Source organism: Nonomuraea sp. NPDC049028 (genome assembly GCF_043197735.1).
GTDB lineage: Bacteria > Actinomycetota > Actinomycetes > Streptosporangiales > Streptosporangiaceae > Nonomuraea.
In genome coordinates, this window is sequence record NZ_JBICTR010000001.1 from 668,411 (window position 1) to 686,609 (window position 18,199).

Here is an 18,199-nt window from a genome sequence, read left to right on the forward strand (position 1 = left end):
GTAACCCGCTTGTCCGGCACGCGAAAAGCCCTCCACGACGATCCTTTCTGTCGTGGAGGGCTTGGGTTCCGCTGTCTCAGGTGCAGTGGCTCCAGCCGGACTTCCAGGACGCGGTGCCCCACGAGCCGCCCCAGATCACGCACTTCTTGACGGCCGCCACTCGCACCGGGCCCGCGTAGGCGGTGAACTTGCCCGGGTTGCTGCCGCTGCCGCCGTTCTGTACCTGGAGGGTGGCGTTCATCGAGACCTTGCCGGGATACACCAGCTTGGACATGGTCACGACGCAGTTCTTGCCGTTGCCGTACAGCAGGTAGATCGTCGCGGAGCTGCCCAGCGCGTGGCTGTCGATCACCTTGAAGCCGGAGCCGCACACTGCTGTCGCGCTGAAGGTGTTCGGCTTGGGGCTGGCGGTCGGCTTCACCGTGGGTTTCACGGTCGGCTTCACGGTCGGCTTCGTCGTGGGCTTGGTGGTCGGCTGGGGGTTCGGGTCGTCCGTGTTGTCCTCGGTGGGCGAGGTCGTGGGGCCGGGGTCCGGGGCCACCGTGTCGGTGCGCTTGGGCTTGGTGGGCTTGGGATCCGACTCCGGCTTGTGCGTTGTCGGCTTCGACGTCTGCGGGACCGTGGGGACGGTGACCGGGACCTGGCTGCTCGGGTCCTGGATCACCTGCTCCTTGGTCTTGGTCTTGGTGGGCTCGGGCTGCTCCACGCTCAGCGTCGGGACCGGCTGCGAGACGACCGGGCTGTCCTCCGTCAGGGGCGGCTCGACGGGCTGTCCGCCCCCGGAGCCGTCGGTGGGGGTGGCCTCGGAGGTGTTGCCGACGGCGACCACCTTCTGGATGCCGCCGCTGTTGGCCTGCACGATCACCGCGCCGCCCACGACCAGCAGGGCCGCCGCGGCGGCGCCGGTCAGGGCGAAGGTCAGGGTACGGCGCTGCTTCGCCGACCCGGCGTCAGCCGCCTGTGGCCCCTGCCCCGGCCCATTCGCACCGGGCCCATTCGCACCGGGCCCATTCGCACCGGGCCCACTCGCGCCAGGCCCACGACCGCCGGGACCGCCAGGGCCAGGGCCGCCAGGACCGTATGCCGGTCCGCCCGGTCCGCCTGCGCCGAACCCCGGAGCGCCGCTCTGTCCCGGCACGCCACCCATGGGCTGTCCCGGAGCGCCACCCATGGGCTGACCGGGAGCGCCTGCCCCCTGGGCCATGGGGCCCTGCTGCTGCATCGGACCGCCGGGTGCTCCCTGGCCGCCGACGGGCATCCCGGGGGCGGCCGGCCCGCTGCCGTGCGGCATGTTCTGGCCGCTCGGGGGGCTGCCCTGGGGCATACCGGGTGATCCGGCCGAGGGACCTGCCGCCGCCATGGGAGCCGGGGCGCCGCCCTTGGTCGCGCCGGGAAGGCCGAAGTGACCGGTCTGACCGGTCTGACCGGTCGGACCCGTCTGGGAGGCGGCGCCGGGCCGCATCCAGGGGCCGGGGTAGGAGTCCTGCGGGTTCGCGCCCGGCTGTGGCCCCGTACCCGCCGGTGCGCCCATGACGGCGCCCGTCTGAATGTCAGGCTGAGGACCGGTGCCCTGGCGGTTCGGGCCCGTGGTCAGCGGGTCCACGGCCGCGGGCGGCGCCGGCTGCCCTGTGAGTTGCACGATCAGCTGGTCCGCGCTGGGCCGCTGCGACGGGTCCTTGGACAGGCACGCCGCCACCAGTTGGCCCAGCGCCCCCTCCATCCCGCCCAGCTCCGGCTCCTCGTTCAGGATCCGGTTCATCACCACGGGAATCGAGTCGGCGCCGAAGGCGGGCTTGCCCGTCGCCGCGAACACCATCGTGACGCCCCAGGCGAACACGTCCGCCGCCTCGGACACGGCCGCCCCGCTGAGCTGCTCGGGCGCCAGGTACGACGGCGTCCCCATGGCCATGCCCGTGGCCGTCGCCCCGGGGGAGTCCAGCGCTCGGGCGATGCCGAAGTCGATCACGACGGGGCCCTCGGGCCCCATGAGGACGTTCGCGGGCTTGAAGTCTCGGTGCAGGATCCCGGCCCGGTGGATGGCCGCCAGCGCGGTCGCCGTACTGATCGCGAGCCGCTCCAGCGCCGCTCCCCGGCGTGGGCCCTCGTTGATCACCAGCTGCCGGAGGGACGGCCCCGGTACGTACTCGCTCACGATGTACGGCCGGCTGCCCTCAAGGTCGGCGTGCAGCACCGGAGCCGTACAGAACCTGGCCACCCGCTGCGCCACCGCGACCTCGCGCAGGAATCTGCTCCTGGCGTCGGCGTCGGCCACCAGCGCGTTGTGCAGCAGTTTTACCGCCGCCTGCTCACCGGTGTCACTCTGGCCGAGGTACACGACTCCCTGGCCGCCCTCACCAAGCCGGGCGACGAGGTCGTAGGCCCCCAGCCGCCGCGGGTCGTCCGCCGCCAGCGGCTGGTGCTGATTCACGCCGTACCCCCAAGACCACGTATAACAAATCGACAGATGGTGCGAAACGCTACCAGCGTGACCCTTGGGGCGTTGCCCGGACCCATCAGATGTTTCATCTTTTGACGCAAGATGTCAGCGTTTCGGAGCAGGTCGTGTCCCCATTGACCGGGCTAGGTCACGGCTTGATGAACTCAGATCGCTTTGCCTGGGTTGAGCAGGCCAAGCGGGTCGAAGACGGCCTTGATGCCCTGCTGCATCTCCTGCGCCACCGGTCCGAACTCCAGGCCGAGCCAGCGCCGCTTGAGGACGCCGACACCATGCTCGCCGGTCAGCGTGCCGCCGAGCTGCAAAGCGTGCTTGAACACCTCGTCCGCCGCGGCCCACACCTCGGGCGGCGGCTCGGTCATACCACGCTCGAAGATGAAGACCGGGTGAATGTTCCCGTCACCGGCGTGCGCGGCCGTACAGATCTTCACGCCATGCCGTACGGCGGCCGCCTCGATCGCCATGATCATGTCGGGCAGCGCAGAACGCGGCACGCACACGTCCTCCACCAGGCACGCGCCAAGGCGCTCCTTGGCGTCGTAGGCCATCCTGCGCAGCCCGATCAGCTCCTCGGTCTCCTGAGGGCTGGAGGAGACCGCCACGAACGACGCGCCGTTGTCGACGCACAGCTGCTCCATGCGCTTGACGACCGACTCGCTGTCCGACGCGTCGGACTGGCCGATCAGCATGGCGATCGTGCTCGTTTCCAGGCCGATGTTGCGATAGTCGTCGATGGCCTCCAGCGTCGCCCGGTCGAGCAGCTCCATCAGCGACGGCTGGCACCCGGCGGCCATGATCGCCGACACGGCCGCGCCCGCGTCGCGCAGCGAGCCGAACTCCGCCGCGAACGTCGCCGGCGGCTTGTCCGGTGCCCTGCGCAGCCGTACCGTCGCCGAGGTGATCACGCCGAGCGTGCCTTCCGAGCCGACGAACAGGCCGGTCAGGTCGTACCCGGTGACGCCCTTCATCGTGCGGCGGCCCGTCTCGAGGATCCGGCCGTCGGCCAGCACCACCTCCAGGCCGAGCGCGGAGTCGCGGGTCACGCCGTACTTCACGCATCGCAGCCCGCCCGCGTTGGTGGCCAGGTTGCCGCCGATCGTGGAGATCTCGTACGACGACGGGTCGGGCGCGTACATCAGCCCGTGCTCCCTGGCCGCCCGGTCGAGATCGGCGGTGATCACCCCGGGCTCGACCACGGCGATCTCGTCGGCGGGGGAGAGCTCCTTGATCGCCGTCATCCTGGCCACGGAGAGGATCACCGACCCGTCGCCGGCGGTGGCGGCGCCCGCCAGCCCTGTGCCCCCGCCGCGCGGCACCACCGGGACCCGGTGCTCGGTCGCCCATTTGAGCGTCGTCACCACATCGTCACGCGACGTGGCGAGCACCGCGGCCAGCGGCTTGCCGGGTTCCAGGAACGTACGGTCGCGGGCATAGGAGTCGATGACGTCGGGGTCGGTCAGGACGCGCCCCTCGGGCAGGGCGTTCACCAAGGCATCAATGGGTCTCACATGGGAAACTCTACGGTTTGCGCCGACAGCGGCTAAAGGCCAGACTGCCCAGGTGGAAGTCACGTGTCCGGTATGCAGCCGATCTGACCAGGTCTCCGCAGTCCCTGGAGTGGTGGCGGCGGGCACCACGTACCGGATCGGCCGCGCCCGGATGGCCGCCACGCGCGACATCGTGGACCTGCCGACGGCGGCCTCGCTGGGCGCCTCGAAACACCTCATGAGCCGTACGCAGCTGGCGGTCTGGCTGTCGTTCCCCAGCCGCCACTACACGGCGTGGACCAGGAACCAGGGCTACATCCTGCTCGGCGTCGCCGCCCTGGTCCACCTGGTGACCGCGCTGGTGATCGCGATGGGCAAGGACGCGAACTGGACCGAGGTGCTGCTCGCGCCGTTCTGCCTGACCGGGTTGTTCTGGGGGTTCGGGCTGCTGTTCGTGCTGGGGTCGTACGGGGCCCGCAAGCGGGACACGGCGGAGGCGCCCGCCCGGGTGCAGGCGCTCACCGTTTGGGAGAGGTTGTGTTACTGCCCGCGGGACAACGTGGTGTTCGAGCCGGGGGTCGGGGTGTCGTTCCACCCGAGCGAGACCCGCGAGTACATCTTCGGCTTCCGCCAGAGCCAGACCCGCACCATCTAGCTAGTCGAGCCGGCCACCGGGTTGAAGCCGAGGACGCGGTGCTCTCGTGATCGTCAGTACGCGAAGGCGGACGGCCGATCATTCACCCTACAGGCGGTCAGGGAGTCGTTCCGTCATCGAAGGAGAAACCGAAGCTGCCCGGGTTCGGCGGCATCACCCACTGCTGCAGGGGGCCGAAGTTGCAGCTCTGCACACTCAGCGGGGTACCGCTGGCCGTGCTGTTGCCGACCGGGGCCACGCAGTTGAAGCTGAAGTGCTGTCCCAGGATCCAGACGTTGTCCGGGGCGCCGGGGGTCAGCGCGCGGAAGGTCCATTGCTGGTCGCCCGTGACGCCGACGGCGCAGGTCCGCAGGATCAGCCGGGTGCCGAGGGGAGTCGGGTTCTGGGTGTTGGCCAGGCTGAGACACTTGCCGCTGGAGTGACGGATCGAGTTGTCGATCGACACGCCGACGGGCGCGAAGCCGTGCCAGACCTGACTGCAGTCCATCAGCACCACAGGGGTGTTGTCAGCCGTGCCGCCGTTGAGCGGGCCGATGCATCTGGCGGGTGAGACGACACCGTTGCTGCGGATGATCGTGGACGGGAAAGCCGCGGCCTGAGCCGCGGTGGCAGCCATCACCAGGGCCAGCATCAGGCCCATTCCGGTGAGTACGGAGAAGAGGATTCGACGCACGTTCGCTCCTTGAGCGTTCGGGGATCTTGTGACACGCGGAGCGCATGTCTGCCCTGAAGGCGTTCCGTGCTGTGCCGGGAGGTTCCGGGGAGTTCCGTGCTCAGGCCGGGGGCGGGGCGCGTCGTGGTGGCCGGGTGGCTTGAGGGCGATCACCGGGTCCGGCGCCGCGTGGAGGGTCAGGCTCGCCCGCCGGATCCGCCCGCGCGACCGCCCAGGCTCCGTCCGACGATCACCGTGTCCTCGGCGCCCACCTCTTTGACGAAGCCGGCCAGGATGGCGGCGGTACGACGCGCTCGCAGTCCGGCTTGCCGCACTCGCGGAGCCACCGGCCGTCGAGCTCGGCCCCGCACGGACCGGCTAGCCGGTCCAGCGCCCTTTCCACCTCAGCGCCACCTCAGCGCGGCATCCAGGCGCGCTATCGGTACTCCCGCTGCGCCAACGATCATGATCAGCAAGCACGATCCAACCGTCCAGAACGTCCCCGCATTGCGCCAGCCCGCCCCAATCGCAAGGAAGGCTGCGACTTCACCAACCACGAACACCACTGCCAGTAGCACATAGATCCAGAACGGCCCGAGCGCCGCATCGCTACCCTCAAACGGCATGGGCCCCCTCTTCGACACCTTCTCCTTATCCCACTTCGCGACCTTCTCCTTCCACTCACGTACCCGCCCCTGCGTCAGTAGGAGTAGTTCGACTGACAGGGCTATCAACATTGTCGGCAGGACCTGCGCGGCAGTGGTGTAGAACGCTTCCGTCCCCATGTCGGGTAATCGCCATCACACTGCGCAGCGTTCCAACCAGCCGGGTAATCCGTGCGGCACAGTAGAACCCGTACCCGAGCAGGTCACCCGCGTTGAAGGGCGTACCCGTGGCGGCGGCATGCAGTGGCACTCCACCGACTGCGCACTGGACGCTGCCCGTTGAGCAGGCCCAAGCCGTCGTGTACGACGCCGCGCAGCGGCTCCGTGACTACACGGCCATGCTCAACCGGCAGTTGCGTGCCCCGCGGTTAGTCTGGCCCCTTATCAGCCCTATCCCCTCCATAGGCTTGTAGAACAGCCGAATCATGGGGATAAAAGCACCGGCCACGATCATGCCTGCCACGGAGACCATGACCACCCAGAAGACGAAAGCGTTGAACCAGCGAAATCCCAGCGCTAGAACAGCCGTCATCTCGCTGACCAGGAACGCCCAACACCACCTCATGTTCGCCACTCGCCGTAGGAAGCTTGGCATCATCCTTGCGATGCTGCTGGTCGCCTTCGCCGTCCTCTTCGCAACCGCGCAGATCAACAAACCGCACTGGCAGTGGATCGCCCAGGTGGAACCGCTGGCCGACGGGCGCACTCTGCGCGCGGAACTGCTGTTCAGCAGGCCGAGGCCCGATGGCACCTTCTGCGAGCGGGTGGTGGACACGGTGGTGGAGGAGAAGTCGGCCGCCCGGGTGGCGGTGGGCGTACAGGTATACAACGAGTGCGCTCCCTTCATGTCCTGGGGAAGGGTGCGGAGTTCCGCGGCTGGTCATCCCTACACCGTGGATGTCCGGCTGCGTGCACCACTCGGGGGACGACTCATCCTTGAGAGGGGAAGCGAACGCCCCATCCCCATTCGAGGAGAATCCCCGCGGTACACGACCGGGAAGCCAATGTTGCTGCCCTTGCGCCGGTGATTGACGGCCCACAGCAAGTCGTCGCCGACGCAGTAGCAGCCGTGGAAGTAGGTGACACCGTGGGTGCGGTGGTAGGTGGCCGGCAGCCGGTCCGGCTCGCCCTGCGCCGCCCAGCCCGTCCCGGCTTGATCGTTTCCGTCACAGCGCTAGCTAGCCCCACACTTCCGGTACGACGGGTCGCCGTACCGGAAGTCGCAGATGCGTCAGGCGTACGCGGGCTTAGAGAGAACTGTGGGATCAGGCGCGCTCTTCGGCCACCGCGCGGACGCAGACGGCCAGACCGGTGATGGCCTGCTCCAGCTCCTCCAGATCGGGATAGGTGGGTGCGATCCGGATCGTCCGGTCGTCGGGGTCCTGGCCGTAGGGGTGCGTGGCCCCGGCGGGGGTCAGCGCGATCCCGGCCGCCTTGGCCCTGGCCACAACCTCACCGGCATGCGACACCTCGAGGCTGATGAAGTAGCCGCCCTGCGGGCTCGTCCAGGTGCCGAGGTCGCCGAGTTCCTTGGCCAGCACCCGGTCGACGAGCTCGAACTTGGGCCACACCAGCTCGGCGTGCTTGCGCATGTGCGCGGCCACCCCGTCGGCGTCCTTCAGGAACTCGACGTGCCGAAGCTGGTTGATCTTGTCGGGCCCGATGGACTGCTTGCCGGTGTTGGCCAGGAACCACTTCACGTTCGCGGGCGAGGACCCGAAGAACGAAACCCCGCTGCCCGCCAGGGTCACCTTGGACGTGGACCCGAACACGAAGGCCCGGTCGGCGTTGCCGTACTCGGCGCACAGGGCCAGCAGGTCGGCCAGCTCGGCGTGGGTGTCGGTGAGGTGGTGCACCGCATAGGCGTTGTCCCAGAAAATCCTGAAATCAGACGCCGCCGTGGACATGGCGGCCAGCCGCCGCACGGTCTCGTCGCTGTAGGTGACCCCGGACGGGTTGCTGTACTTCGGCACACACCAGATGCCCTTGACGCTCGCGTCCTCGGCGACCAGCCGCTCGACGACGTCCATGTCGGGCCCTTCGCCGTTCATCGGCACGGGCACCATCTTGATCCCGAACCGCTCACAGATCGTGAAATGCCGGTCATACCCCGGCACCGGGCACAGGAACGTGATCTCCGGCTCCTCCACCCACCGCCGCTCGGCGCCGGGCACCTTGGTGAGCAGCGCGTGCACGATCGTGTCGTGCATCACGGCCAGGCTGGAGTTGCCGCCAACGACCAACTGCTCGTCCGGCACCTGCAGCAACGGCCCGAACAGCTCCCGCAGCTCGCTGAGCCCCTGCAGGTTGCCATAGTTACGCCCGTCGGTGCCGTCGGCTGCCTTGTAGGACGTCGGCAGTTTGAGCATGTCATTGGCGAGATCCAGCTGTCGCGGCGACGGCTTCCCCCGGGTCAGGTCGAGCGAAAGGCCACGCTGGACGAGTTCGGCGTAGTCGCGCTGAGCGTTCACTGGATCTACTCCTCCGATCGGGTCGGATACGAAGGATAGAAGACGCGGGGCCCTGAGCAGGAATCGGTCCGCCATGTGGATGGCCGACCGGGCAGGGGGTCCGCGGGCTTCGTCCGGCGCTTTGGGGCGCCCTGCGTGGTTCAGAACATTCCTGCCAACTCAATGTCTATCCTCCTGAGGAGCAGGGGACCGGCTGGTTGCTGATCGGGGATTGTCCCAAGGCGCCGCCGCCCACGGTGACGTCGATGTCTCCCGGCAATGGCATCCACTTGATGACCACGGAACCCACGTTGAGTGTTCAGGCCACGACGTGGCCGGGAGGCTCGACGGGCGTACTGTCCGCCGCCCGGGGAAGCGACGGCACCTTGACCGAACTTCCGGTTCCCGTCCGCTACGAGCGGTCGCTGACGTGGACCGGGCGATCCGCCGAGCCCTCCTACAACGTCGTCCACCAGTACGCGCTTCTGCGCGAGCAGATCACCGGGCGCATTGCGCCGGACGCGGAGGGCGTTCCCGACTCCCTGAACGACGCCCGACGGCATCGCATGCTGGAACAGGTCCGGGACGCGGCACGGATCGGCCGAAAGGTGCCCGCCGCGCGCGCCTGAATGCTTGACCGGCGCAGTGTCTACTCGCCGCAAGCTGCCGACCGGCCGTCATGGAACGGGACGGAACGTCTTTAGGACATGACAACCAATGCGGCAAGAGCCGTACATCAGTGCATGAAACGAGTCTGGTACGCAGCGATCTGGCTCGGCATGGTCGTTCTGGCCGCGCAGGTCCTCACGGTGCAACCTGCGGCGGCGGCGACGATCCCGGCAGGGTCGATCGAGGTGAAAACGGTGCTGTCGCCGTTCAGCCTGGTGAACAAGTCCCAGCGGGTGAACTGCTCGCCCGGCAAGGTCCCGCTCGGCGGTGGGGCCCAGACCTCCGGGGGGCAACACCTCATCATCACCGAGGCTCGCCCGATCTCTGACGCGGCCGGGGCCGGCTTCGTCGTCACGGTCCAGGTGGACCAGATCGGGGTGACAGCACCATGGGCAGTGTCGACGTTCGTCTCCTGCGCCGTCGCGCCGCCCGGATACGAGGTGATCACGCAGGTCAATCCGCCGACGACGAGGCCGTCAGATTCGGTGCTCGCCAACTGCTCACCCGGCAAGAACGTCATCGGGTCGGGTGGACAGCTCATCGGCGCCCACGGGCAGCTCGATCTGACAATGGGGCCGAACCACCTGAACGGCGTCGCGTCGGGTGTGGGCGCTGAGGCCGCGAAGGACGATTTCTCGGTCGCGCCCACCGACCCCTACCAGGTGGCCTCATACGCGATCTGCGCACGGGAGAACCGCCTCTTCGACTTCCTGGTCGTTGAGAATCAGACGAGCAACGACGCCGCAGCCCAGAAGAAGGTGACGACCACCTGCCCGAGCGGGTACCAGGCGACCGGCGGTGCGATCTCGAGCGTCGGCTTCGGGGCGCACCTGCTGTTCTTCCGGCCGAACGTGACCTCTTCGCCTGTCTCCTTCGACTTCGCCGCCAGTGCCCCGCCGGGCTTCGGCGTCTGGAACTTGGCGGGCATCGTCCACTGCACTCGCTGATCCACACGGTTTCCCCGTCCGGGTGCGGTTCCGGTGGGGGCCCAGGGCCCGCACCCGCGCATCGCCGATCACGGACCGCTGCGCCAAAGGTGTCTCGTTCACCGCGCCGCAACGTGGTCGCGAAGGTCTCCGCCGACGACCAGGCCGAGGTGAAGGCCGCAGGCGGAACCGTCGGCGGTGGGGCTGGGCGAGGCGGCGGGTGATGGAACCCGGTGGAACGCCTACTGGGTGGATGCCAATAAAGGCGCCGTCTCCTACGACGAAGGGTCACGCACATGTCGCAACATCGCCCAAGCCATGCCAAGGGCTGTGATGACAGATGACACGTACACGAATTCGTGATCGGACGTACCGGGTTCCGCGCCGCATGATGCGGCTGCTCGGCGGTGCGGCGGCGCTCGCCATTCTCCCGGCCGTCGTGGCCGTGCAGCCCGCGATGGCGGCACGTCCCTGTTACGGTGACTGCCAACCTGGTGTGGTGCGTGGCTTCGGGGACCTCAGGTACGACGCTCCCGTTGGCGTGGACGACCAGATCACGGTCCGCGTCGAGAACGGGTCCTTCGTACTGACCGACCCCACCGCCACACTCATCGCAGGCACCGGATGCACCCTGGTGACCCCGCACGAAGCGCACTGCCAGGTCGGGGCCTCCCCGTCCATCCGCATCCGCGGCCTGGACGGCAACGACGTGATCACGAACTCCACCGGCATCCCCGCGCACCTGTTCGGCGAGACCGGCAATGACCAGCTTGTCGGCGGCTCCGGCGACGACACCATGGACGGAGGATTCGGCGGCGACGTCCTGCAGGGCGGCGGCGGTTCCGACACCGTCTCCTACGGCGAGACAGGCGGCAGGCTCGCCATCCGGGCCGACCTGGACGGCGCGACCGGCGACGACGGCGGTCCCGAAGACGGGCCCGAAGGGGCACGGGACACCATCGCCGCGGATGTCGAGAACCTGGAGGGCGGCACCGCCGACGACGTGCTCATCGGCAACGCGGGCCCGAACGTCATCGACGGTGGCGGCGGCCGTGACCAGATCCAGGGCCTGGGCGGCGCCGATCAGCTCACCGGCAAGAACGGCGGCGGCACCCTTGACGGCGGCGCCGGAACCGATCACTGCATATCCGATATCCGGCTCGTGTCGGGGCCACCCGACACCTTCGTCAACTGCGAGTTCACGCAGATCATCACCGCGTTCTAGCGAGTCGAGGGAACGATCTCATCGGCCGGCGGCACCGTTAGACCGGAGCCGCCGGCCCGGCCATGCCAGGCCGCGATCGGCCTAGTGATCGAGACGACCGACGGGCGAGGCAACGCCTCGGGTGCAGACCCGACCGCCTACACCACCAACCTGCGCTACGACCTCGCCAATCAACTGGTCGAAGTCAAGGCGCCGCCCGCACAGATCGACAAGGCGGGCACCGCCCAGCAGGGCCGCGTCATCACCCGCTTCGGCTACGACGGCGCGGGCCGCCAGACCCACGCCGTCGACGGGGAGGGCCGCACCACCACCTCCGGTTTCGATCGGGCCGGACGTCTGACCTCAGTGACCGGCGCGCCCTACACGCCGCCCGGCGGCAGCACGCTCACTCCCCAGACGAGCTACGGCTACGACCCAGCCGGTCGGGTGATCAAGACCACTGACCCGCGCGGCCAGCTCACCACCCTGGAATACGACGCGCTCGACAACCCCGTCCGTATTACCGACCCGCCATCCGCGCCGGGCCAGCCCGCCGGACGATGGGTTCGAGAGTACGACCTGCTTGGCGAGATGCTGACCGCGATCGACCCGACTGGGGCACGTACCGAGGCCACCTACGACGATCTCGGCCGCCAGGTCACCCAGACCACGATCGAACGCAAACCCGCCACAGCTGCCTACGTCACCAAGCTCGAGTACAACGACGCCGGCGCGCCCACCAAGGTGACCCTGCCCGGCAACAAGACCACCAACTACAAGGTCAACGCTGCTGGACAGGTCCTCACCGAGACAGACCCGCTGAATCACATCAACACTTACAGCTACGACTTGGCCGGCCGGCCCGCCAAGAGATCCAACGCGCTCGACAACTCCATCACCGCCGACTACGACCTGGCCGGCCGCCTGACCAGCCTCAAATACCTGAACAAAGCCGGCGCGACGGTCAAGTCCCAGGGATTCGGTTACGACGCCGCCGACAACCTCACCCAGATCACCTCCGGCGAGGGCCACATCACCCGGCGCACCTTCGACGCCACCGACCTGCTCACCCAGCTCGTCGAGCCTGTCTCGGCCACCGACTCGATCACCACCAGCTTCGGCTACGACGCCACCGGCGCCCGCACCCGCCTGACCGACGGTCGCGGCAACGCCACCTGGACCAGCTACAACACCCTCGGCCTGATCGAGACGCTGACCGAGCCCGCCACCACCGCCCACCCGGACCTGGCCGACCGCACCTGGACCCACACCTACGACGCAGCCGGCAACGAGACCGCCCTCATTCAGCCGGGCGGCGTCCGCCTCGACCGACAGTACGACCAGCTCAACCGAGTCACCAAGGTCAGCGGCTCGGGCGCCGGCATCGTGGCCGGTGACAAGACCTACACCTGGGACGCCGACAACCACCTCAAGACGGTCACCGACCGGGTCAGCGGCCGCACCAACACCTACGCCTACGACACGGTCGACCGGCTGAGCACCATCACCTCGACCAACCCGTCAACACCCAGGTCTATACCTACGACGCCGCCGACCGCCTCGAAACCCACACCCTCAAAAACAGCACCGGCGGCCAACTCGCCAAGATCACCTACGGGTGGGACAAAGACGACAACCTCACCTCAAAGATCACCGCAGGGACGGCAGGAGCCGGCAACAACACCTACGGCTATGACCACGCCGGCCGCCTCACCTCCTGGACCGGCCCCGACGGCACCACCACCGCCTACGAATGGGACAAGTCCGGCAACCGCACCAAAGTCGGTAACAAGACCTACGCTTACGATGAGCGCAACCGCCTGACCAGCGGCGATGGCACCGACTACACCTACACCCCGCGCGGCACCCTCGCCACTGAGACCAAGAACGGCACCACCCGGAACCTCACGTTTGACGCCTTCGACCGGCTCATCAACGACGGCGACACCGCTTACACCTACGACGCCTTCGACCGCATGGCCACGCGCCAAAAGTCCGGCGGCGGCCAGCAACGCTTCGCCTACGCCGGACTCGACAACGACATCGTCGCCATCACCGACCAGAACGGCGCCACCCAAGCCAAGTACGGCCGCGACCCCTCCGGCGGCCTCGTCAGCACTCAAGAAGGCGGCGGCCCTGCCCTCGGGGTCATGACCGACATTCACGACGACCTGATCGGTACCTTCTCCGGAACCGCCCTGGCCAGCACCACGGCCTACAACCCCTACGGCGAAGTCACCGCCCAAACCGGCACCCAACCCAGGCTGGGCTATCAGAGCGAATACACCGATCCGGACACCGGCAAAACCAATATGCACGCCGGCTGGTACCAGCCCAGCACCGGCACATTTACCTCACGGGACAGCTGGACCCTGGAACCGAACCCATCGGCCAGGATGAACCGCTACGGGTACGGACAGTCCAGCCCGCTCATCCATACAGACCCCTCGGGACACGGACCCGATCCCGTCTGTAGGTATTTTCCGGGCTCCATCCTTTGTAACCCAGGTGTCACGGACGACGACGTGTGCAAAGACGGTGCCGGCAGGACTAACACTTGCAACCCGGGAAAATGCGCAGAGTTTTCTAACGGCTGCCGTATTCCCCACACCGATAGCGGTTCAGGCGTCAAACCCGAGAAGGTCAAGAAACCGAAGTCAACCAAAGTTAGCGTCACATCTCAACCAAATTCGACAGTCAAGCCTACGGGCTATAAGCCCACCGGCAATCCCGTTAAGCATCCCGATCCGAAGCACCCCGGTTCGAAGCACCTCGGTCCAAAGTCCCCCGCCTTTGAATACGGGCCGATAATACACAAGCACAACTGTGGTAAAAAATGCATGATCGAAGGCCATCCCGCGAAGGATGACGAGGAGATCCTGATCATCGTGGTAGGAATTGATTCTATCGCGCAGCCTGTGGGATTGGATTCTGCCGATTTCGTCGAGCTTCCGGAAGACCGGCCAACGACAGAACCTGCACCGACGCCTGACCCTGAGCCCGAACCAGAGAACCCCCCGCCCGGCGGCGAACCGGAACCTGACTGTGAACCATTCAAAAGGTACGATACCGACCCAGTAGGGCGTCCCATTGTCGGATCCGCGCGGTACTGTAGACCAACCGATCTCGATGGAGGTGAGGACGCCAGTGTCGATCCAAGGTACTGGCCCAGCAATAATCCTCCCCATCCCCATCGCCCAAGAATTAACCTTTACGATAGATGCCACGTCGTCGCTGGAAAACTTCTAGGCGGTTCTGGAGATGATCCAGATAACCTCGTCCCCTGCATAGCGACCGTCAATAGAGGGCCAATGAGGCGAGTGGAAAATACTGCACGAAGAACGGTTCAGGAGGTCAATGGAAGAGGGGTGGTTGACTACCGGGTGGAGGTCAAATACGATGGCCGAAATACAATTCCGAGCAGGTTTCGAATGGTAACGTCGATCGACGGGGAAACTGTCTCCGACGAGTGCATTCACAACGATCTCAATAAAACGGTGACAGATGGTTACACTTGCTGATCTGGAGAGCCTTATTGGCCCTCCAGTCAGGCCTGCGCCTGCGAATGACTGGAGTATGATTGAAGCGGATCTTGGTCTGCGGCTTCCAAGCGACTATAAGGAGCTAATGGATCGGTACGCCAGTCTGACGTTCGATGCGTTCCTGGGTCTGTTCGTACCAAATCCGGGTGATTACCCAGATGAATCGATGCGTGACGGTATTCTGGGCCTCTTGCACGACGTGGCGCCGGATGACGACGAAGCGCAAGAAGTAGTTGACGACGACGGGAGCGTCATCGAAAGTCGTTATTTCTCCCACTATCCTGACCCTGGCGGAATTATTCCATGGGGTTCCACGCAAAATGGGCAACTATGCCTGTGGGAGGCCGACGGTGATCCCGATTCGTGGAAAGTACTAGTCTCCTCGGATGGAGTGTTCATGTGGAGACATAGCGGCGGCATTCTAGATTTTCTGACTCAAGCAAATCGGGGGCGACTTCGCTGTCCTCTCATAAACAATAAGGGAAATTTGGACCGTACCTTCGATGACAACCTACCGGGGCAGGATTCCATGTAGCCGTATGCGCATGAGCATTTATATGCTTTTCCTAGGTCGCGGCAGATGGATCATTGAGTGTTGTGTCGATCCCATCGCAACATCGCATCAGCCAAGGGCGGCTCGCATAACGAATGGTGGCGCCGTGTTCCACGGTCCCGGACGAGGCTCCTTTCTGAATTGTTGAGATGGGGTCCGGCCCTCAGGCGAGGGCGGGCAGGTCGATGAGGCGCTGCCAGGCCAGGACGAAGGTCTGGGCCCAGGGCCAGGTGCGGTCGATCCGCAGGTAGCGATGGCGGGCATGGGTGCTCAGGCGGGCGGGCAGGTGGTAGAGCCGGTAGCGCATGGTGTCCGGTTCGGCGCACTCCAAGTCGTCTTGATCGTGCAGGGTCAGCAGGCGTACCCAGCAGTCCAGGTCGTGGCCGAGGTTGGCGGCCAGTATCCAGCATTGGTTGACGGTCCAGTCCTGGTTGCGCAGGCCCATCGCCTTACCGGCGCGCACCCGGTCCTCGACCACCGCGTGCGCGCGGGCCAGAGCGTCCAGCCACTGCGGATGGTGGGAGCCGGCGATGCCCCACATGCGGCCGATGTTGGTCGCGATGATCGAGTACTTCCATCCGGTCCGAGTCTCGAACGCGGTGAGGTTCTTGCGATGGCGGGCTGAGGGGCGCACCCGGCGTACCAGCAGTCGCATGCCGTCCGGCCAGTCGGCGCGCTGGTTCAGGCCGGTTAGCTCCGCCACGTGATAGCCCTGCTGGAGGCCGCCGTCCTGATCGAGTGGGTCTGCCCAGGCGGTAGCGGGCAGGCGGGCGATGGCCTGCTCATCGACGTCGGTGATGGTCCAGCCGACCAGATACAGGACTGTACGGTTAACTGGACACACCCTATGGGGTGGGGCGGCCGTTGTGCAGATAGGCAACGGTGCCAGTGTCGGCGGCGGTGATGGCGGCGGCCAGGCGCGCCCAGACGTAAGGGCGGAGCCGTTTCTGTGCTTGGTCGGAGGTGCAGAAATCGAACGCTGCCAGTTCGGCGTCGGTGATGCGTAGCGTGGTGATTTCATCTGACGTGAGGGTTCCGGCGTCGAAAATGAATGTCAATAGGTCGTCCCACGGGCCGTGCGGGGCTACCCAGTCGACACATACCAGCGTCATACGTTCGGGGAGCTGAAGGTCGAGTTCTTCGGCGAGTTCGCGGCGTAGCGCGTCTATGGGTGGTTCGTTGGCTTCAGCCATGCCGCCGGGGGTGTCCCAGTCCGGTTTGTACGTGGGGTCGACCAGCAGGACGCGGCCATAGCGGTCGCGGATCAGCGCGTCAGCCGCCACCCGTTTACGCGCCTGACGGGCGTTGCCTTCGGCGAGGTGCTCGTGCCATACGGCGGGGTCACGCTCATACAGCGGTCGGAGGTCAGGATCGGTCATGGTGGTGTGCCTTTGGTGTGTAAGGCCGGGGGTGGGTGTCGGTGAGCCATTGATACCACCAGACGCGCTGCCGCAATGCCTCGGTCAGAGACTCAACGACGGTGCGCGCGATGGGGGCGGTGTGGGGTTTCATTAGAGTGCGAAGTTCACGAAGTTGCTGGACGACCAGGTATGAGCCGAGCGCCTGGGTGGAGGCGATCACGTCGTTGGCGACAGCGCACGCCCGGTCCAACTCCCCCTGTCCGATAAGGGCGCTGGCTCGGGTGAGATTCCCGAACGCGCGGGAGCGGATACGACCGGCGGGGCGAAGCTCCAGGACGCGCTCGGCGTGACGTTGGGCTGCGGGGAGGTCGCCGAGCTGCCGCATGCAGCGTGCGGCATCGCAGGCCAGCGCTCCCTGATCGAAGGAGGACACCCACGGCGACGGGGCTTCATCATGGGTGCTCTGAAGGGCTACCTCAGCGTCGTGCAGCAGCCCCCGCGCCTCCCGCGATTGGCCGAGGCTGGCATGGCATCGGGCCCGCGTGGCCAATAGCTTCGCCTGAAGTTCGGGGTTACGTGGCCCGGCGGCCAATGCCCGCGCCGCCGCCTGAGCCACGCTGATCGCCTCATCGGGGCGGGCCTGGTGGTGGGCCAGGTGCGCGATGCTGTTCAGCACGTGAACGCCGAGATGCCGGTCTCGCCCAACCGTGGACAGATCCCAGGCCCGGTGAAAGTGCCGCCGGGCGTCCTCATCGCGCCCGGCCTCATGCGCCATCCACCCAGCCATTTCGGTGAGCGCGGCGGCGGAGGTGAACACTGCCACACCATCAGCGCCACCAGCCCCGCCGAACAACCGGGGGGCCACCTGGTCACGCAGGTACGCCGTGACGGTGCCGTACAGATACGCGCCCCCGATTTGGGCGTCCATGACCCGCCATCCCTGCATAGCCGCCATGTCATCACCGGCCGGCCCCTCACCAGGCTGTACCTCCACCACCGCAGCCGGTGCCGGAGTGGGGACATGCGCCGGGCGGAGGGCGCGCTGCTCGGGCACCTGAAACCACAACAGCTTCGCCGGGATGTCGAGCAGCCGCGCCCACTGAGTCAGCTTGCCCAAGTCGACCATGGTGGGGCCGTTCTCGATCCGGGAGAGCTGGGGCTGTGTGATGCCCACCCACGCCGCCACGGTTTCCTGTCGTAGCGGGCGGCCGTGGTACGGGTGGGCCCGGTAGGCCGCGATCACCCGCCCCATATGCCACCGGCCCAGCGCCGCCCGCATATCGGGGTGATCCCAAAACTCCGGCGAAACCCTCGGCGGCCCATCGGGAACACCGGTGGTGTCACGCGTGCCGGTCGTGCATGCCGCGCACAGGCCGCTTGTGTTGTCCCGCGCAAGCCTTGTTGTGCCACATGCGCGACAGCGTCGAGCATTCGTGTCCGCCATTTGGGATCACCGCCACATCGGATCCGCGAATCCCTGCACATCGAATGTAACCGCGTGCTCACTGTCTGAAGCTAGATATGCGCCGGGCACATGCCGGTATGCGCCATCGATCATGGCCCCTGCGTGGGCTGCTGGT

Annotated in this window: 15 protein-coding genes and 3 pseudogenes; 9 read left to right on the plus strand and 9 right to left on the minus strand. The window is 66.7% G+C overall.

Annotation, left to right across the window (positions count from 1 at the left end):
- Positions 1-76 precede the first annotated feature (76 nt).
- Both ACGFJ2_RS03005 and ACGFJ2_RS03010 read right to left on the minus strand, forming a co-directional pair.
- A complete protein-coding gene (locus tag ACGFJ2_RS03005) occupies positions 77-2,428 on the minus strand; it encodes a serine/threonine protein kinase (RefSeq protein WP_393464040.1) in 2,352 nt (783 codons plus the stop codon).
- 173 nt (positions 2,429-2,601) lie between these two features.
- Positions 2,602-3,963: an FAD-linked oxidase C-terminal domain-containing protein gene (locus ACGFJ2_RS03010; RefSeq protein WP_357951028.1), complete on the minus strand. Its 1,362-nt coding sequence runs from the start codon at positions 3,961-3,963 to the stop codon at positions 2,602-2,604.
- A gap of 112 nt (positions 3,964-4,075) precedes the next feature.
- On the opposite strand from ACGFJ2_RS03010, the gene ACGFJ2_RS03015 reads away from it, so the two are divergent.
- Positions 4,076-4,597 carry a hypothetical protein gene (locus ACGFJ2_RS03015; RefSeq protein WP_357951031.1) on the plus strand — a complete coding sequence of 174 codons (522 nt, stop codon included), beginning with the start codon at positions 4,076-4,078 and terminating at the stop codon, positions 4,595-4,597.
- 97 nt (positions 4,598-4,694) lie between these two features.
- Here ACGFJ2_RS03015 and ACGFJ2_RS03020 read toward each other — a convergent pair whose 3' ends face one another.
- Positions 4,695-5,270: an RICIN domain-containing protein gene (locus tag ACGFJ2_RS03020; protein ID WP_393464044.1), complete on the minus strand. Its 576-nt coding sequence runs from the start codon at positions 5,268-5,270 to the stop codon at positions 4,695-4,697.
- Between the two features lie 383 nt (positions 5,271-5,653).
- Positions 5,654-6,034, minus strand: coding sequence for a hypothetical protein (locus ACGFJ2_RS03025; RefSeq protein WP_393464047.1), 381 nt, complete (start codon positions 6,032-6,034; stop codon positions 5,654-5,656).
- Between the two features lie 350 nt (positions 6,035-6,384).
- Between ACGFJ2_RS03025 and ACGFJ2_RS03030 the strand changes: the two genes are divergently transcribed.
- Entirely contained in the window at positions 6,385-6,942 is a 558-nt protein-coding gene (locus ACGFJ2_RS03030) for a hypothetical protein (protein ID WP_393464050.1), read from the plus strand.
- Here ACGFJ2_RS03030 and ACGFJ2_RS03035 read toward each other — a convergent pair.
- Positions 6,927-7,067 (minus strand): annotated as a pseudogene (locus tag ACGFJ2_RS03035) (IS630 family transposase); the annotation flags it as partial. The gene ACGFJ2_RS03030 and the pseudogene ACGFJ2_RS03035 overlap by 16 nt on opposite strands.
- Positions 7,068-7,179: 112 nt before the next feature.
- Positions 7,180-8,385: an aminotransferase class I/II-fold pyridoxal phosphate-dependent enzyme gene (locus ACGFJ2_RS03040; RefSeq protein WP_393464053.1), complete on the minus strand. Its 1,206-nt coding sequence runs from the start codon at positions 8,383-8,385 to the stop codon at positions 7,180-7,182.
- A gap of 272 nt (positions 8,386-8,657) precedes the next feature.
- Here ACGFJ2_RS03040 and ACGFJ2_RS03045 point away from each other — a divergent pair, with 272 nt between their 5' ends.
- From ACGFJ2_RS03045 to ACGFJ2_RS03075, 7 genes and pseudogenes are all read left to right on the plus strand, one after another.
- Complete coding sequence (locus ACGFJ2_RS03045; protein WP_393464056.1) at positions 8,658-8,993, plus strand: hypothetical protein; 336 nt, start codon at positions 8,658-8,660, stop codon at positions 8,991-8,993.
- Between the two features lie 114 nt (positions 8,994-9,107).
- Positions 9,108-9,980: a hypothetical protein gene (locus ACGFJ2_RS03050; protein ID WP_393464059.1), complete on the plus strand. Its 873-nt coding sequence runs from the start codon at positions 9,108-9,110 to the stop codon at positions 9,978-9,980.
- Between the two features lie 319 nt (positions 9,981-10,299).
- On the plus strand, positions 10,300-11,184 hold the full coding sequence (locus ACGFJ2_RS03055) for a calcium-binding protein (RefSeq protein WP_358175911.1): 885 nt from the start codon (positions 10,300-10,302) through the stop codon (positions 11,182-11,184).
- Between the two features lie 84 nt (positions 11,185-11,268).
- A pseudogene (locus tag ACGFJ2_RS03060) lies at positions 11,269-12,669 on the plus strand (hypothetical protein); the annotation flags it as partial.
- 143 nt (positions 12,670-12,812) lie between these two features.
- Positions 12,813-12,905, plus strand: a pseudogene (locus ACGFJ2_RS03065) (hypothetical protein); the annotation flags it as partial.
- Between the two features lie 234 nt (positions 12,906-13,139).
- Positions 13,140-14,684 (plus strand): DNA/RNA non-specific endonuclease, encoded by a 1,545-nt coding sequence (locus ACGFJ2_RS03070; RefSeq protein ID WP_393464062.1) that lies wholly within the window; start codon positions 13,140-13,142, stop codon positions 14,682-14,684.
- Positions 14,685-14,739: 55 nt separating this feature from the next.
- Positions 14,740-15,240: a hypothetical protein gene (locus ACGFJ2_RS03075; RefSeq protein WP_393464065.1), complete on the plus strand. Its 501-nt coding sequence runs from the start codon at positions 14,740-14,742 to the stop codon at positions 15,238-15,240.
- Positions 15,241-15,421: 181 nt separating this feature from the next.
- Here ACGFJ2_RS03075 and ACGFJ2_RS03080 read toward each other — a convergent pair whose 3' ends face one another.
- The 3 genes from ACGFJ2_RS03080 to ACGFJ2_RS03090 are packed head-to-tail and all read right to left on the minus strand — an operon-like array spanning position 15,422 to position 17,898.
- A complete protein-coding gene (locus ACGFJ2_RS03080; RefSeq protein WP_393464068.1) occupies positions 15,422-16,102 on the minus strand; it encodes a transposase in 681 nt (226 codons plus the stop codon).
- Position 16,103: 1 nt separating this feature from the next.
- A complete protein-coding gene (locus ACGFJ2_RS03085) occupies positions 16,104-16,637 on the minus strand; it encodes an NUDIX domain-containing protein (RefSeq protein ID WP_393464071.1) in 534 nt (177 codons plus the stop codon).
- The gene (locus ACGFJ2_RS03090) at positions 16,624-17,898 is read right to left on the minus strand and encodes a helix-turn-helix domain-containing protein (RefSeq protein WP_393464074.1); all 1,275 of its coding nucleotides are present in this window, start codon (positions 17,896-17,898) and stop codon (positions 16,624-16,626) included. Before ACGFJ2_RS03090 ends, ACGFJ2_RS03085 begins: the two co-directional genes overlap by 14 nt.
- Positions 17,899-18,199 lie beyond the last annotated feature (301 nt).